The following is a 16,461-nucleotide window of genomic DNA, read 5'->3' as shown; positions in this document are numbered from 1 at the left end:
TTGAGTAATTTTATTTTGTCTGTAAATAATTGATAACAGCTTTAGCGATCGCTTCATTACCATCCTTTGCAATTGGTTGAGATTGCCTTGGAGGTTGGGGTAACTCATGGAGAAAATTCCAAGTTTCTTGAAAAAACTCAGATGGGGTGATAATTTGATGCTGATTATAATTAGTTATGCCTTCTACTATAAAAGTTGCTTCGGCAAAGTCTTCACGCGGTATAGTGACAATTGGTACTCCTAATATCGTGGCTTCCGAAAAAGTACCATAACCAGGTTTAGAGATGACTCGCCCACAAATAGGCATAAAATCTACAGGGCGGTATTTGCGGTCATTAATTTTCACTAAATTAGGTAAATCAGGAGCAGATTGATCGAATACGATAAATTGCCAATCTGGAAATCGCTGTAGGTTATCATAAGGAATTTGCTGTAAACCTAACCCACCAAAGGTCAACAAAATAGTTTTTTCAACTGGTGCAGTTATTCCCCAAAGAGAACGTAAATCATCAATAGAGTGACGGGAGGAACCGCCTGTTAAGCCGACATCTGTGATATTATTAAAAGCTGGCATTGGTTCGTGGAAAGGGAGACGAAACAGGCGATCGCACTTTGAATACCAATCACTAATCCAATCTGCAACTGCGGTAAATTCGCCTCCCCAATCTCGGTAGATAAAGTCCCAGCCAAAGTTACTCATCATCCAGCAGGGAATATTTGCCGCTTTGGCAAACCCAGGAGCGAGGAAGGGAATATCTGCCAAAATGAGATTAACGCGATTTTGGCAGATAAAATTCACTTCTGAAGCAATCAGCGAATTTTGATGCTTTTTAATATCTAGCAACTTTTCTAAAGTCGCTACTTTATCCATTGTCAAACTATCGGTTTGCACCACACCCAAATCAAATGCACGGGGACGATAGATAAAATCGCCTTCTATGTAGCACTCTAGCAACCAGCGTGGGGCAGTAGTTACAAGAATTAGTAGAACTTCTGGACATAATTTTTGAATTGTTGCAGCTACAGAAGCCATGCGGGTAGCATGACCAAAGCCGTGGTTAGTTATCGCTAAGTATAAAATTGGGCGTTCCATTTTTAAGTTAGGAGTTAGGAGTTAGAAGTTAGGAGTTAAAATCATAATTTCTAGACTTATAACTCCTAAGTTTTAATTAATTTTACAAAAGCTTTGAATTGCCTCAATTAATTGGTCGATTTCCGATTCTAAAGTCAGGTAATGAACGGTGACGCGTATACAGCTAGGATCGGCAATTGTCCGAGTTAATATCCTTTGTGAGTCGAAAAATTTTACCAACTTCAAATTAGCTTGAGGTTGATTATTTTCAAGTTGAAAGGAGACTATACCGCTTTCCGGTGGGGAAGTTCGCAAACATTTAATATCAGGTAATGCCGTCAATTGTCGCCAAAGATACTCGCTGTTATGGCAAATTTGCTCGTAACGTTCCTGTGACGTTCCCCATTGCTGATGAATTGCGATCGCTTCCTTTAACCCAAGATACAACGGATAAGCTAATGTAGACACTTCGTATCGCCGCCCATCTGGAAGCCAATCCACAGGCTGAGACTGACTATCTACAACAATGCCATTCAAGCCAATAAATGTAGGTTTTAGGCTTTCTCGTGCTTCTGGTCTAACATACAAGCCACCAGCACCCGCAGGTCCACATAACCATTTATGACCAGTGAAAGCATAAAAATCTACTCCCAATTCAGTCAAGTTTAAAGGCAATAAACCAGCAGATTGGGCAGCATCTATCAGTAAAAAAGAATGATTATTCCTGCATACTTCGGCAATTTTATCAAGAGGTAAAACTTGACCAGTATTCCAAAAAACATGACTCAATATTACAAGACGGGTATTGGGGCGTAAGTGCTGGGCAATAACTTTTACAGGGTCGCCCTCATTTAAAGTCGCCTTGAGAGGACAGGTGGTAACTTCCACCGCGAATCTCCGCGCGATTTCCTGTGTTGTGGCAATTACGCCTGGGTGTTCGCAGTCTGAGAGCAGTATATGGTCTCCAGCACGCCATTCGATGCCCCACATGGCGATATTACAGCCAATTGTGACATTTTGCGTGAGGGTAATTGTTTCAGATGGTGCATGAAACTCAGAAGCGATCGCAACTCTAGCAGCTTGAGTCTGGGGCGCTATCCAACTATACGCCTCATTACCAAAAGGGCCTATTTCCTGAACATAAGCTTGAGTTTGGGCAATCACATCCATTGCCTTTTGGGGCATGGGCCCTTGTCCCCCATAGTTAAAATAAGTCTTATTCGCTAAAGCAGGAAATTGCTCTCGATGGCTATGCAACCTGGTTTGTGCAACAGAAGTACTGGTCATATCAATTTTAGATTTTAGATTTTGGATTAGTCATTAGTTTCTCATCTCCCTCATCTCTCTCATTCTCCCACTCCATTATTAATTGTCTGAGTTACTCCCAGATTGTGCTAATTCTTGTTAACTTAAAAGGATGCTAATTAATGCTGAACTCCTACTGCAATACCAACGCTGTAAACGCCGACCTTTTCTAGATATCCACGGGGACAAAAGTCAGCGCGATGCCCCCAATGAGTTGCTACGGAAACTGCAACAGGATAAAATCGCTCATCAGTTGAGTGCTTTAGCACAGATGACTTATCACCAACCAGATTATTCTTATGGAAACTGGGAAAAGGCACAGAAGGCAACTTTAGAATTGATGCAGCGTGGGGTTGAGTATATCTATAAAGGAGTATTGTTAGCAAATTATTCTGAAGCAGACACCCTGCTAAGTCGTCCAGATTTACTCGTGAAACAACCGGGACAATCTCTTTTTGGAGATTGGATCTACGTCCCCGCTAGTATTGAACTGGGTAAGCGCCCTAAGCAAGAATATCAGGTTGTCGCTGCATTTCATGCTCAAGTGTTGGCAAAAGTGCAGGGAGTTGCACCTGAAACAGCTTCGCTCATATTGCGAACCAAAAATACAAGTTATGCAGTGGATCTGTGCAAATGGACACCGAGGATGCAGCAGATTCTGGAGGAGTTTATTCAAGTTTTAGAGTCACCGAATCCGCCAGAAGTGTTTATTTCTCGCCAAAAGTGCAATTTTTGCCATTGGTATAGTGAATGTTATGCGATCGCTCAATCTGAAAAACATCTCTCACTGCTACCAGGCGTAACACCACTGCGCTACACTCAACTCCAAGCTTTAGATATTACCACGCTGGAATCTCTTGCTAACACCAGTCCTAGCAATCTAGAAAACCTACTTGGTTTTGATAGCCAAGTAGCGCCCAAATTGGTAGTGCAAGCTCAATCTGCGCTAGAAAAACGACCGTTGATTTTACCCTACCCCCTACCAACAGAAGATATTACATTTACAGCGCCTATAGAGCTTTATTTTGATATTGAAGCCCAGCCAGACTTAGATTTAGATTATCTCTTAGGGGTTTTGGTTGTTAATAGACAAGCTAATACAGAACAATTTTATTCCTTTTTAGCAGATAAACCAGAAGACGAAGAATTAGTTTGGCAGCAATTTTTGGATTTGGTTTGGCAATATCCCGAAGCGCCAATTTATCATTTTTGTGTCTACGAGTTTGATACAGTCAAACGGTTGGCAAAACTTTACGGTACTCCACACTCCTTAGTGCGTCCTGTACTGAATCGGTTTGTCGATGTGTATGAACAATTAACCCAAAGTGTAGCATTGCCTGTAGAAAGCTATGCCTTGAAAGCGATCGCTCGTTGGATAGGATTTGAGTGGCGTGATAAAGAAGCTAGTGGTGCTAAGTGCATTTACTGGTACGATCAATGGTTAGAGACAGGCGATCGCACCTTACTAGAAATTATCCAACGCTACAACGAAGATGATTGCCGCGCCACCCATAAAGTGAAAGATTGGCTTGTCAACTTTTTTCAAGATCAATATGGTTTGCGACTTGCTTAATGAATGTTGAGTACTGATTACTCAGCACTCAGTACTATCTTGTTTATGATTTTCAAAATTTATAGTTTTCCATGAAGTTAATTAAAAAATTATTTGTATTTCCACGAATTATTTACTTTTTTATCCCGATTCTAATTATTAGTATCCTATTCACAAACTTACTATCAAATGGTGTTGAAGTTAGTAGTATAGAATTTATCGGGGAAGCCACCTTACCGAAAGGTTTAATTTTCCAAAAAACTGAAGTAGGAGGTTTATCTGGAATTACATATAATGCCAAAAATAACCTTTATTACGCTATTTCAGATGACCGGGGACAAAAAGCTGCCGCTCGTTTCTACACATTAAAAATCGATTTGAGCAAAGGTTTACTACAAAAATCTGGAATTATTCCAGTCAGCATGACCACATTATTAAATGAAAATGGTCAAACATTTCGCCCTGGTGAAACTGATACAGAAGGTATTGCCTTAACTAATAAAGAAAGTGTGTTTATTTCTTCTGAAGGCGATGCTGCAAAATTAATCAATCCTTTTATTAAAGAATTCTCACTATCTTCTGGCAAAGAAATCGTCACACTACCCATCCCAAAAAAATTTTTGCCAGATAGAACTAGTCAACAAGGAATTCGCAACAATTTGGCTTTTGAAAGCCTCACCATCACACCTGATAAAAAACATCTATTCACAGCCACCGAAAATGCTCTAATTCAAGATGGTGTCGCAGCTAAACCTAACATCGGTAGTCCTTGCCGCATTTTGCAATACAACTTGCTCAACAATCAGCCAGAAAAGGAATTTCTTTACCAAACTGAACCAGTTGCACCATTTTTGAATTTGATTGGTAAATTCGCTAGTGGATTACCAGATTTACTTGCTCTCGATAATCAAGGACACTTCCTAAGTTTAGAACGATCTTTTACTGGTTTAGGATTTGCTGTTTCCCTGTTTCAGGTTTCTTTAGAAGGAGCCGATGATATTCATAATATTAACAGCCTTTTAGCAGTTGACTCCAAAAATATTAAACCAGTTCAGAAAAAACTGCTGTTAGATTTGAGAAAACTAGATGTATTGCTAGATAATATTGAAGGCTTAACTCTTGGCCCTAAATTACCCAATGGGCAGCAATCATTAATTCTCATCAGTGATAACAATTTTAACTCCCTGCAACGTACTCAGATATTAGCCTTTAAAATTAAAATTGAAACTCCACTAATTAGATTGTTACGCCGTTTACTTCCGAATATTAACTTTTAACTGTACAGACGTAAAGGCGGGTAGACCTAGCACATCGTAGACATTGCGTCTTTACTGTTACTTACTTATTTATAATTATTCCGGGGTATTTACGTAATCTACTAGGCAACTTTATTTCCCCTATTAGTAGTTTACGTGTAATTTCTCAACCGTAATCCTTAATAAATATGTTACATAATGTTTAGGATCTTTTTCAGAGAGCTTAAGCATATTTACAGGATATAGTTAATTTTCTCAAAAATCGGATATTTTTTAGATTTAAATTTAATAATTAGTTAGACTTATTAAAGTATTCTGCCAATAATATTGTTCATAAATGATTTTTATGCCAGAAAATAAAATTGAGGGTATGGTAGGGCAAAAAGCAGAATTAGACAATTACATTGGACAATTTTTAAACAATCGCTATTTAATCAGAGATTTGATTGGCAAAGGGGGGATGGGTAGAGTTTATTTAGCAGAAGATACTGCTAAAGGCGGTATGCCGATCGCAATCAAAATCTTATCACTTAGTTTAGCAAACCAACAAATGTCTCAACGTTTTGCTAGAGAGATTTTTATTGGCGCTCAATTAGGCCGCAAAAGTAAACATATTGTTCGGATTTTAAGTTATGGCGTTACTGAGGATAAAACTCCCTTTTATGTAATGGAATACCTTCAAGGGAAAAACCTTAAACAAATTATTAAAATTCAGCCATTAACAATCTCAAAGTTTTTAGAAATTTGTAATCAAATTTGTTTAGGCTTACAATGTGCCCACCAAGGTATTAGTCTTAAAGGAGAGATTTATCCTATTGTTCATAGAGATATTAAACCAGAGAATATATTTATTACTGAAGATAGTCAACAAAGAGAAAATGTCAAAATACTCGATTTTGGTATTGCCAAATTTCTAACCGAGCGAAGTGGGATGACTCTCACAGATTCTTTTATTGGTAGTTTACCTTATTGTTCTCCAGAACACATGGAAGGACGCAAACTGCTAGATGTGCGCTCTGATATTTATAGTTTGGGAGTATTAATGTTTGAAATGCTGACAGGAAAGCATCCATTTCAGACAAAAAGTAACTCCTTTGGTACTTGGTATCAAGCCCATCGCTTTCAAATGCCACCTACAGTTGAAGAAGTAAATCCGCAAGTCAAAATTCCGCAAATATTAGAAAAAATATTGATGAGTTGTTTAGCGAAGGAAATAAGCGATCGCCCTCAAAATATAAACCAAATATTAGAAGATTTAGAAAAAGTAAATGTTCAGCTTAATAATACTATCCCTAGCAATAGTAGTGAGATTATTAAACTGTCATTTCCCGTTCAATTAGTACCCGCAACTCTCTTATCAGAGAAAGAGTGTTTGCAGAAAACATGGCCTAAAAATAAACCAATTGCGCCAATTGGATTTCCCCATTTACTACATACTATTCAAAGACCTATACCCACTTTTTGGGCAATGTTGCCCAAACAAGATATTACAAATTTTTTGGATAAAATACATGGTACTGAATTTATAAGTAAAATGAATATATATCCGATGCTATTGTGGATAACGGTACTATACGATACCCAACCTTCTTTGACGAAATGGCTACCTTATTTTCTAGATTTGAAAGATAATAAAGGGCAAAATATAGCACGTAGTTTAGCAGAAGTAGGTTACTATCATCTACTATTTTTTCCCCTAGAAGATCCAACCCATTGCTCTCATGTCACCACTTTAAACCTCACAGCTAACCAGCGCCAGCAACTTGTAGATTGGTTAGATATGAGCCAACAGTCAAATGAATTAATTTTGCCTAATCAAGCCAAAAGCATTCTGAAAACAGAGTACGAAAAGCTGAAGTTAGACATTTTACGAAACTTAGCTGCACATCAAAAAGCTGAAAAAGAAGGTTTAAAAAATTGGATGGTTAAATTTTTTGAGATTTTTTTGAAACTTTTATCACGTCCTTGAAAGTCCGGTATTAAAATTATTGCTACAATTATCTAATGATATTCTAATGTGTGTATTCCTAAGTTTAAATAGACTCAACAGCAGAGGTGAACAAAGTGAATCAAAGCCCATTTACATCTTCAAGTAGTACGGGCTTGCTTGCCAATCGGTATCAACTTAAGCAATTAATTGGTAGCGGTGGTATGGGCGAAGTTTTTTTAGCAAATGATACTTTGTTAGGAGGCATACCAGTTGCTGTCAAATTTTTGACTAAAACTGTTGTCGATCACAAGATGCAACAAGACTTTGCTCGTGAAGCTTTAATGAGTGCAGCTTTGAGTCAAAAGAGTATACATATAGTGCGAGCGTATGATTATGGTGTAAATGAGAAAGGAAAACCATACTACGTCATGGAATATCTATGTGGCAAGAGTTTAAAAGATTTAATTCCATTACCCCTACATATATTTTTGACTCTCTCTCGGCAGATTTGTTTAGGATTACAATGCGCCCATCAAGGTATTAATATTGATGGCAAAATTTGTCCGTTGGTTCATAGAGATATCAAGCCTGCCAATATATTAGTTATTCCCGATCCGATACTAGGTCAGTTAGTTAAAATTCTCGATTTTGGTATTGCTAGATTTTTAAACTATGCATCAACAGCTAGTACAAGTAGGGGATTTAATGGCACATTACCCTATTGTTCTCCAGAACAACTAGATGGTGAAAAATTAGATAGCCGCTCTGATATTTATAGCCTGGGTGTAATGATGTTTGAGATGCTTACAGGCAAAAAACCTTGGCAACCAGAAACTGATTACTTTGGTGCTTGGTATAAGGCACATCACTTTGAACTGCCAAAAACAATCGCAGAGGTTAAACCGACTGTTAAAATTCCTCAAAAACTAAATGATTTAATCATGTCTTGTATTGCCAAAAAAGCCAGCGACCGCCCCCAAAATATCGCTCAAATTTTGCAAGTTTTAAATAGTTTAGAACAGCCAAATTATCCCAAAATACCGACAATTTTAGCCTCTAGTTCCATCCTTAGCAGTCCCTTAAATTCTGGACTACCAATCGCAGTAGAACAAAGCTGTCAAAAACTTTTGTGGCCTGACAAGAAACCAATTCAAGAAATTGTTTTTCCCCAGCTTGTAGACACCGCACAAGGATCTATGACAGCATTATGGTTGATGTTGTCTAAACAAGAAATCAAAAATTATGCGATTTCTACCCGTTACAACCGATTTATCTTCATAACTTCCCCTCACCCAATGCTGTTGTGGGTGACTCTACTCTACAATCGGCAATTACCTCCTAAGTGGCTACCCTGCTACTTAGATATGCAAAATCCCCAAAATCTTAAGATGGTAAGTTCCCTGGCAGAAAATGAACACTATCCTTTGATTTTCTTCACTCTAGAAGCACCACATTCCTGTACCAACGTTCTTAGCAGTCGCATTGAACCAACTCAGCGGCAAATGTTGAAAACCTGGGTGCAACAGAGTCACATTCTACCACCCGCTTCTCAACCCCAGTTGAGCAGACAGCTATTAAAGCAACAGTATAAACAAATGCAATCCCGAATATTGCAGCATTTGGAATCCGAGCCACAGGTTGTATTATCAAGGTTTTAACGAAAAATTCGCACCTTGGAGAGACAACAAAAAAATAATTTCTAATTCCCGATTCCAAAACGCTTGACAAGTAGAAAAAAAATAGTGATAATAGCAAAGTTGCCAAACAAGGGACTGTAGTTCAATTGGTTAGAGCACCGCCCTGTCACGGCGGAAGTTGCGGGTTCGAGCCCCGTCAGTCCCGTTTTTAGTTTATGAGTAGTAAATCACTGAACGAACTTCGGTGATTTTTGATTTTGAATTCCCCAAAGGCATTGACTCAGAATTCAAGATTTGAATATAAGCTACATTTATCATGCTTTGCGAAAGAGAGAATTAACTGTGACTGTTAGAGTCCGTATTGCGCCGAGTCCAACCGGAAATTTACATATTGGTACAGCTAGAACGGCTGTATTTAACTGGCTATTTGCCCGTCACCACGGCGGGAAATTTCTCCTGCGAATAGAAGACACAGACATAGAGCGATCGCGTCCTGAATACACCGACAATATTCTTGAAGGACTGCGCTGGCTAGGACTTAACTGGGATGAAGGGCCATTTTTCCAATCCCAACGCCTGGATCTTTATAAAGAAGCAGTACAAAAACTGCTAGATCAAGGATTAGCCTATCGTTGCTACACGACTAGCGAAGAACTAGAGGAACTCAGAGAAGCCCAAAAAGCTAGAGGTGAAGCGCCTCGGTATGATAACCGTCACCGCAACCTTACTCCAGAACAACGCGCCGCTTATGAAGCCGAAGGTCGCTCCTCTGTGATTCGCTTCAAAATCGAAGATGGGCGAGAAATTGTCTGGAATGACTTAGTAAGGGGAAAAATGTCTTGGCGAGGTAGCGATTTAGGTGGTGATATGGTCATCGCCCGCGCCTCAGAAGAGGGGAGCGGTCAACCTTTATACAACTTTGTCGTTGTAGTTGATGACATTGATATGCAAATCACCCATGTCATTCGGGGAGAAGACCACATCGCCAACACTGCCAAGCAAATTCTGCTGTATGAAGCAATGGGTGCAAAAATTCCAGAGTTTTCCCACACACCCTTGATTTTAAACATGGAAGGGCGCAAGCTTTCTAAGCGAGATGGCGTAACTTCCATTTCTGACTTTCAGAAAATGGGCTTTACTGCTGAAGGCTTGGTAAATTATATGACATTGCTGGGTTGGTCGCCACCGGACTCAACGCAAGAAATATTTACCTTAGAAGCAGCAGCTAAAGAGTTTGGCTTTGAGCGCGTCAATAAAGCAGGCGCAAAGTTTGACTGGGACAAGCTGGATTGGTTGAACAGTCAGTATATCCACAAAACGCCAGTAGATAAACTTACAGATTTACTCATCCCCTTTTGGGAAGCGGCTGGGTATAAATTTGATGGTGGACGCGATCGCGCCTGGTTAGAACAGTTAGTAACTTTAATTAGTCAGAGTTTGACTCGTTTAGTGGATGCAGTAGCTCAAAGCCAACTATTTTTTAGCGATACAGTTGAATTTAGCGAGGAAGGCAGTACGCAACTGAAGCAAGAAGGTTCTACTGCTGTTCTTGAAGCGATTGTCACAGCTTTAGAAAATCAGCCGCAACTCTCGGAAGCCGCCGCACAGGACATTATTAAACAAGTGGTGAAAGAGCAAAAAGTCAAAAAAGGCTTAGTAATGCGATCGCTCCGAGCAGCTTTAACTGGAGATGTTCATGGCCCTGATTTAATCCAATCTTGGTTACTACTAAATCAGATTGGTTTAGATAAACCGCGCTTGAGTCGGGCTATAACGGAAGCTAAGTAGCGATTACTTCCAGATTTAGAAATATTTCAGATTTTAGGGGCGTATATTTATGCGCCCCTATCCATTAGGTAGAGCAACTATAAGAACAAGAAATCATTAACTAATTACTAATGAATTATCCCCAATTCTAAATCTAAAATAGGTAGTCAATTCTCCTCATGTTGGGAACTTGGTGTGTAAAATTAATGTCTTCAAAAACACTTAGAAGCAAACGTAATTAAAATGCCGACAAAAGCGTTCAATAGAGGGATGAGATTATCGTTGATGATAGTTACGCTCTTGATCACATCGACAGTTAATGTTGTGACTGATGCTCAAGAAGCGCCAACAATATTTGGAGATGTCACCATTAGCCCTCAGTTTTCGCCAGATCCCCTGACAGTTCGCGGGATGAGTGGTGGTTCAATATCTGGAAGTCAAGTAGGTGGGAGAAGCGAAACAGCCACTGGCCCTTGTACGGGATTTGTTGATGAAACACCAGACCATACATTAGTGTTAACAAGTAAATTTGACTACCTAAAGTTGCAAGTGCAAAGCCCTGAAGACACCACCATGATTATCAAGGGGCCCGGTGGTACTTGGTGCAATGACGATTTTGATGGTAAAAATGCTGGCATTGTTGGTGAATGGCTACCTGGAACTTACCAACTTTGGGTTGGTTCCTACGAAAAAGGCAAGTATCTTCCTTACACTCTAAAAATTACAGAAGTTAAGTAGGGAAGGGGGCATCCCTTCTCTGCGAGACGCTACGCGTTAGCGGAGCTTTCGCTTTAGCGATACGCTCAGGGCAAGTGGGCATGGGGCATTGGTTATTTTCCTCATATCTCTCATCTCCCACAATGATGATTGAGAGAGGCTTGAACGACACGAGGAGCATTCTGAAAAAATTCTCCGTGGCGGGAGCATCCCGTTGCACTCCCTTTTATCGTGCGATATTGTATTAAAATTAAGTTAACTTTGATTAAGATTCTTGTTGGCATCGCCATAATGCTCTAATTGCCTTATGACAGTGCATATAAGAGGTCAAATTAAACAAAATGGATTTATAAACATCCGTTTAACGGCTTAAAGTGACAGAGTAATGAACATTCTGTTACTAGGGCTGATGATTTGTATAGGCATCTAGAGGCAAATTAACATGAAATTCTCTTGGAAAGTCGTAGCACTCTGGACGTTACCAGCTTTGGTAATTGGCTTTTTCTTCTGGCAAGGGGCTTTTGCAAGCGCTCCTGCCGACATGAGTAAGAATGCAGCCAATACTCGCATGACTTATGGTCGCTTTTTAGAATACTTGAATGGCGATCGCGTCACCAGCGTGGATCTGTACGAAGGCGGTAGGACAGCAATTATAGAAGCCCGCGATCCAGACATCGAAAATCGTGTCCAAAGGTGGCGTGTGGATTTGCCTGTTAACGCTCCTGAGTTAATTAGCAAGCTCAAAGAAAAAGCCATTAGTTTCGATGCTCACCCCATGCGGAATGACGGCGCAATTTGGGGATTATTGGGCAATCTCGTGTTTCCAGTTTTATTGATTACCGGGCTGTTCTTTTTGTTCCGGCGTTCTAGCAACCTCCCCGGCGGGCCAGGTCAAGCAATGAACTTCGGCAAATCTCGCGCCCGCTTTCAAATGGAGGCCAAAACCGGGGTCAAATTTGACGACGTAGCCGGAATCGAAGAAGCTAAAGAAGAACTACAAGAAGTTGTCACCTTCCTTAAGCAGCCAGAAAGATTTACGGCTGTGGGTGCAAGGATTCCTAAGGGAGTGTTGTTAGTTGGGCCTCCTGGAACTGGTAAAACTCTCCTAGCAAAAGCGATCGCAGGCGAAGCAGGCGTACCTTTCTTCAGTATTTCCGGTTCGGAATTTGTGGAAATGTTCGTTGGTGTAGGTGCATCCCGCGTCCGCGATTTGTTCAAGAAAGCTAAAGACAATGCCCCCTGTATTATCTTCATCGATGAAATCGACGCTGTAGGACGGCAACGGGGCGCTGGTATCGGTGGCGGTAACGACGAGAGAGAGCAAACCCTCAACCAGTTGCTCACCGAAATGGACGGGTTTGAAGGTAACACAGGTATCATTATTATTGCTGCCACCAACCGTCCCGACGTACTAGACTCAGCTTTGTTGCGTCCCGGTCGTTTTGACCGCCAAGTAACAGTCGATGCACCCGATATCAAAGGGCGTTTGGAAATCTTGCAAGTCCATGCGCGGAATAAGAAATTAGACCCTAGTGTATCTTTGGATGCGATCGCTCGCCGCACTCCTGGATTTACTGGTGCTGACTTAGCTAACTTGCTCAACGAAGCAGCAATTCTCACAGCGAGAAGACGCAAAGAAGCCATTACCCTCCGCGAAATTGATGATGCAGTGGATCGGGTAGTCGCTGGGATGGAAGGTACTCCCTTGGTGGACAGCAAGAGCAAGCGCTTAATTGCCTACCACGAAATTGGACATGCCTTAGTTGGGACTTTGTTAAAAGACCATGACCCAGTGCAGAAAGTTACCTTAATCCCACGGGGACAAGCACAGGGTTTAACTTGGTTTACGCCCAACGAAGAACAGGGGTTAATTTCCCGTTCTCAGTTGAAAGCGAGAATTACTGGTGCTTTGGGTGGTCGCGCCGCCGAAGAGGTAATTTTTGGAGCTGCGGAAGTTACAACTGGCGCAGGTGGAGACTTGCAGCAGTTATCAGGAATGGCCCGACAAATGGTGACTCGTTTCGGGATGTCCGATTTAGGGCCACTGTCGTTAGAAAGCCAGCAGGGAGAAGTTTTCTTGGGTCGTGACTGGACAACCCGATCTGAGTATTCTGAATCCATCGCTTCCCGCATTGATGGACAAGTCAGGGAAATTGTTGAGCAGTGCTACGACAATGCTAAGAAGATCATCCGCGATCATCGCACTGTCACCGATCGCTTAGTAGATTTGCTCATCGAAAAAGAAACAATTGACGGCGAAGAATTCCGCCAGATTGTGGCTGAGTACGCTGAAGTACCTGAGAAACAGCAGTACGTACCGCAACTGTAGTAGTTAACTCTTTTCTAGATACCATCTGGAAATGAGTAAAGTAACAAAAAATAAAATGAGGATGGTATACGCCATCCTCATTTTTTTGTGGTTTTTCAGTGTTAGAAAACTTCTAATTTTAAAATTTTCAAAATTTATGAACCCATAAACTCTATAACAAACCTTGTTTTTTCAACTTAGCTAACGCATCTTCAGCAGCAACTTTTTCTGCATCTCTTTTATTACGTCCCTTCCCTTCGCCGTAAATTTTTCCATCCACCAATACTTTTGCTATAAATTCCGGTGCGTGAGAAGAACCTCCTATTTGTTCTGTGAAATATTTTGGAGGAGTTGGAGTAATGTTGCGCTGCACCCATTCCTGAAAACGATTTTTGGAGTCTACAAAATTCTTGTAGTCGCTATCAGATTTATGAGAAATCGGCGAGTTTTCAACTATTGCTAAATCAAACAATGGTTCTACAAAATCGCGGACTGAATCAACTCCAGAATCTAGAAAATAAGCACCAATAATGGCTTCAAAAGTATTACTGAGCAACCTAGATTGTGTTCGTCCTCCATCTTTTGCTGCACCTCTACCTAGCCGTATCCATCGGCCCAAGTCTAAACTAACTGCAAACTTTGCTAACTGTGGTTTATCTACTAACCGAGAACGTAAAGGTGTTAATTCGCCCTCTTTTCTGTCTGGATAACGACGATATAGATACTCGCCACTCAGGAAATTTAGTAACGCATCACCCAAAAACTCCAGTCGTTCATTATCTTCACCTGAATTAGGGTTTTCATGCATATAGGATGTATGAGTGAGTGCGCGGAGCAAGAGAGATGCATCTTGAAAGGGCAATTGTTTTAGTAGTTCATCCAAGTTTTCTCTTATACGTGCTTCTTCAGCTTGCTTTGGAGAAAGCATTCGCAGAACTTCTTGCTTGTGCTTTTCTACAATATCTGCTTCTGATGCTGAAATAGCTTTAAGAAGTCGAACAATACTATCAAGTGCGCGATAGGTATCATCAGTAGAGAAACGCTTTCCATTCATTTCATGCGCCCATTTATTACGAACTTCAATGAGTTCGCTAACTAAGGCACGTTCACCATGACCCAGTTTTCTTTTAAAAACCTGATTCCACTGTCCAATTATTACTTTTAGTAACTCAGAAATATCATCACGCAGAATATCTTCTGGATTGCGCTTTAAACTTTGGTTATCGGATAGACTAGATGTCGCTATTTTCAGCCAGCGCTCACCATGAACTTTTCGCATTTCCTGTTCAAAATAAGGATATAGACCTTGATTTAAAGAAATTAGAGCACTTTCGATTCGGTTGCGATTACTAATAGCCATTGAGGTATTTGATATTACAAATGATTTTCTGGTATTTGTTTTGCAAAGGCGGACTTAGTTCATGTAGCTTTATTATTCAGGGTTTTGAGTTTTCAGGGTAATGAAACGGTTGTGTAAATAATATTCGAGTTAATAAGTAGAACGATGTGGAAAAACGAAACTATGTTAAGAAAAATCAAATAGACTCAAACCCTCTTCCCTTCTACCTCCTGCTTTCTGCCTCATATCAACGATAAATATTTACACCAACCTAGTTAAATAATTTACAACTGACTTTGAGCGATCGCACCATACAAAATACCTAAAATTTTCTTAATATCCTTAATATAATATTCACTCAAATCAATCGAAACTACATTACCTTCAAGCTTGAGAAATTGCCAGATAGTACCGATAGTAACAGCACCATATACAGCTTTTATTTGATTTCCACCTCTCTCATTAAATAACTGAGCCGCTACCATTTCGGCAATACATTGCGCTAAACCAGACCTCAAATTCTCATTTTTACTTTCTACTAAGACAATCACCGGACTACGTACAAGCAACTGCTCTGAAGAAAGACTCAAAATAAAATCACAAAAGCCGTTTAATCCTCGCTGGCTATCAACAGTAAAATCAACTCCCGAAAAAAAGCTTATTTCATAATTAAACTTGCGTCTAATTTCTAATAAAATTGGACTAATTATCATTTCGCTTCGAGCTTTTTCCGAACTGATCGCTACTGCTAAATCAACATTTTCCTTAAGAAGAGTAGATAATAAATCGCTACATTCTTGCTCCTGCACATTTGCGAATAGCCCAGATGACTCGTGGATTACTAACCCAAAAGAATCAATAACTTCAATAAGTTTAAAATCACTATAAGCCATAAAACTTACTCCTTTGTCTTATGACTGAATCCTATAACAAAGTTTAAAAATTAAGCTTTGGCGAAAACACCTTAGCTAAATCAAGAGATAAATCAGGGAAGCAAGGAAAAGTTATTATCTCATTTGATAAGAAAATTCGCTTATTTGAATAACCATATCTGCCTTGATTATCCTGATATGGTTCACTATAAGCTTCCAAATAATTATCAAATAAATTGAATATCCAATAATTAGTAATATCGGCTTTAGCATAGAGGGGGATTTTCACATCTTGGTCATAAGCTAAAGAAGAATCGGAAACTTCCATCACCAATAACACATCAGCTGCTTTAGGATGAGCCGATAGATAATCATCAGTACGGTTTTGAACAATCGCAAAATCAGGCTCAGGTTCACTGTTAGGTGGCAAAGTAATCGGCGCTTGTGATTGCAAAGTAGCCTTGTCTCCCAGTATTTTGGGGAGTTCCTTCAAGAGTTTTCTTAAACAAGTTTCATGGGCTTTACCTTTGGATGCCATTTCAATAATTTCCCCATTAATTAATTCAATATGGTCATCTTCATGGAAAAAGCCCAATTCTCCAAGCTTGTGGTATTCATCCAGTGTGAAGCGTTTAGCCTGAGCAATACTCATAACCTTACCTTTGATCTCATTGCCATAATACTTATTCTAAATGTGTCAGAAATT

At 40.0% G+C, this 16,461-nt stretch carries 12 protein-coding genes and 1 tRNA gene; 8 read left to right on the top strand and 5 right to left on the bottom strand.

The genetic code is table 11. The annotated features are described in order from the left end of the window. Positions 1 to 10 precede the first annotated feature (10 nt). Both RMX98_RS05350 and RMX98_RS05345 read right to left on the bottom strand, forming a co-directional pair. Positions 11 to 1,093 carry a glycosyl transferase gene (locus RMX98_RS05350; RefSeq protein WP_322676837.1) on the bottom strand — a complete coding sequence of 361 codons (1,083 nt, stop codon included), beginning with the start codon at positions 1,091 to 1,093 and terminating at the stop codon, positions 11 to 13. A 72-nt stretch (positions 1,094 to 1,165) separates the two neighbouring features. Further along, positions 1,166 to 2,359: an aminotransferase class V-fold PLP-dependent enzyme gene (locus RMX98_RS05345; protein WP_322676836.1), complete on the bottom strand. Its 1,194-nt coding sequence runs from the start codon at positions 2,357 to 2,359 to the stop codon at positions 1,166 to 1,168. A gap of 130 nt (positions 2,360 to 2,489) precedes the next feature. Here RMX98_RS05345 and RMX98_RS05340 point away from each other — a divergent pair, with 130 nt between their 5' ends. The 8 genes from RMX98_RS05340 (at position 2,490) to ftsH2 (ending at position 13,565) form a co-directional block, all read left to right on the top strand. After that, the gene (locus tag RMX98_RS05340) at positions 2,490 to 3,950 is read left to right on the top strand and encodes a TM0106 family RecB-like putative nuclease (protein WP_322676835.1); all 1,461 of its coding nucleotides are present in this window, start codon (positions 2,490 to 2,492) and stop codon (positions 3,948 to 3,950) included. Between the two features lie 71 nt (positions 3,951 to 4,021). Further along, positions 4,022 to 5,206, top strand: coding sequence for an esterase-like activity of phytase family protein (locus RMX98_RS05335; protein ID WP_322676834.1), 1,185 nt, complete (start codon positions 4,022 to 4,024; stop codon positions 5,204 to 5,206). 325 nt (positions 5,207 to 5,531) lie between these two features. Next, entirely contained in the window at positions 5,532 to 7,154 is a 1,623-nt protein-coding gene (locus RMX98_RS05330) for a serine/threonine-protein kinase (protein WP_322676833.1), read from the top strand. Positions 7,155 to 7,249: 95 nt separating this feature from the next. Next, positions 7,250 to 8,773 (top strand): serine/threonine-protein kinase, encoded by a 1,524-nt coding sequence (locus tag RMX98_RS05325; RefSeq protein WP_322676832.1) that lies wholly within the window; start codon positions 7,250 to 7,252, stop codon positions 8,771 to 8,773. A gap of 110 nt (positions 8,774 to 8,883) precedes the next feature. Beyond that, a tRNA-Asp gene (locus RMX98_RS05320) sits at positions 8,884 to 8,957 on the top strand. Positions 8,958 to 9,094: 137 nt separating this feature from the next. Next, on the top strand, positions 9,095 to 10,540 hold the full coding sequence (gene gltX, locus RMX98_RS05315; protein ID WP_322676831.1) for a glutamate--tRNA ligase: 1,446 nt from the start codon (positions 9,095 to 9,097) through the stop codon (positions 10,538 to 10,540). 222 nt (positions 10,541 to 10,762) lie between these two features. Then, the gene (locus RMX98_RS05310) at positions 10,763 to 11,257 is read left to right on the top strand and encodes a hypothetical protein (RefSeq protein ID WP_322676830.1); all 495 of its coding nucleotides are present in this window, start codon (positions 10,763 to 10,765) and stop codon (positions 11,255 to 11,257) included. A 421-nt stretch (positions 11,258 to 11,678) separates the two neighbouring features. Then, entirely contained in the window at positions 11,679 to 13,565 is a 1,887-nt protein-coding gene (ftsH2, locus tag RMX98_RS05305) for an ATP-dependent zinc metalloprotease FtsH2 (protein WP_322676829.1), read from the top strand. A gap of 151 nt (positions 13,566 to 13,716) precedes the next feature. On the opposite strand, the gene rnc is transcribed toward ftsH2, so the two are convergent. The 3 genes from rnc to RMX98_RS05290 form a co-directional block, all read right to left on the bottom strand. Next, positions 13,717 to 14,904, bottom strand: a complete 1,188-nt coding sequence (rnc, locus tag RMX98_RS05300) for a ribonuclease III (RefSeq protein WP_322676828.1) — start codon at positions 14,902 to 14,904, stop codon at positions 13,717 to 13,719. Positions 14,905 to 15,167: 263 nt separating this feature from the next. Beyond that, positions 15,168 to 15,776, bottom strand: a complete 609-nt coding sequence (locus tag RMX98_RS05295; protein ID WP_322676827.1) for a hypothetical protein — start codon at positions 15,774 to 15,776, stop codon at positions 15,168 to 15,170. 43 nt (positions 15,777 to 15,819) lie between these two features. Further along, complete coding sequence (locus RMX98_RS05290; protein WP_322676826.1) at positions 15,820 to 16,407, bottom strand: Uma2 family endonuclease; 588 nt, start codon at positions 16,405 to 16,407, stop codon at positions 15,820 to 15,822. Positions 16,408 to 16,461: the final 54 nt, after the last annotated feature.

The sequence above is a fragment of the Nostoc sp. DedQUE02 genome (assembly GCF_034531035.1).
Classification (GTDB): Bacteria; Cyanobacteriota; Cyanobacteriia; order Cyanobacteriales; family Nostocaceae; genus Nostoc.
Note: the sequence above shows the minus strand (reverse complement) of the source record. Positions and strands in the feature narration are given on the sequence as shown.